Below are 976 nucleotides of genomic sequence, written 5' to 3' on the forward strand. Positions count from 1 at the left end.
TTCGTCCAGACCGTGTCCGTTCCTGCGGCGGCGTTCTCGACGACGACGTCGCCGACATTGTCGACGACATAGGTGTCGTCGCCCACTCCGCCGATCAGGCTGTCGGCGCCAAACCCGCCATTCAGCACATCATTGCCGGCGCCGCCGGTGATAACGTTGGCCAGCGCATTGCCGGTGCCCGTGAAGTTGCCGGATCCCGTGTAGCTCAGGTTCTCGACATTGGTCAGCGCGGCGATCGAGTAGGCTGAAAGCACCGTCCGCAATTCGTCAGTGCCGCCGCCCGCCGCCTCGACGATCACATCGCCCGCATTGTCGACCACATAGATGTCGTTGCCCGCGCCACCGCGCAGACTGTCGGCGCCGGCGCCGCCGTCCAGCAGATCGTTGCCGGTGCCGCCGACGATCGTGTTGGCAAGCGCATTGCCGGTTCCGGTAAACGCCCCGGTGCCGAAGTAGGTGAGGTTCTCGGTATTGGCGCCAAGCGTGTAGGCGCTCAGGTTCGTCCAGACCGTGTCCGTTCCTTCGGCGGCGTTCTCGACGACGACGTCGCCGACATTGTCGACGACATAGGCGTCGTTGCCCACTCGACCGATCAGAGTGTCGGCGCCAACCTCGCCATTCAGCACATCATTGCCGGCGCCGCCGGTGATAACGTTRTCGAGCGCATTGCCGGTTCCGGTAAACGCCCCCGTGCCGAAGGAGATGAGGTTCTCGGYATTGGCGCCAAGCGTGTAGGTGCTCAGGTTCGTCCAGACCGTGTCCGTTCCTGCGGCGGCGTTCTCGACGACGACGTCGCCGACATTGTCGACGACATAGGTGTCGTCGCCCACTCCGCCGATCAGGCTGTCGGCGCCAAACCCGCCATTCAGCACATCATTGCCGGCGCCGCCGGTGATAATGTTGGCCAGCGCATTGCCGGTGCCCGTGAAGTTGCCGGATCCCGTATAGCTCAGGTTCTCGACATTGGTCAGCGTAG

At 63.9% G+C, this 976-nt stretch carries 1 protein-coding gene; it reads right to left on the bottom strand.

The window, feature by feature from the left end:
• A partial coding sequence (locus QD408_RS27125; protein ID WP_414141430.1) for a calcium-binding protein occupies positions 1-976 on the bottom strand: 976 nt, incomplete at both ends.

Origin of the sequence: Rhizobium sp. BR 249, from assembly GCF_047445895.1 — a bacterium.
Lineage (GTDB): Bacteria > Pseudomonadota > Alphaproteobacteria > Rhizobiales > Rhizobiaceae > Rhizobium.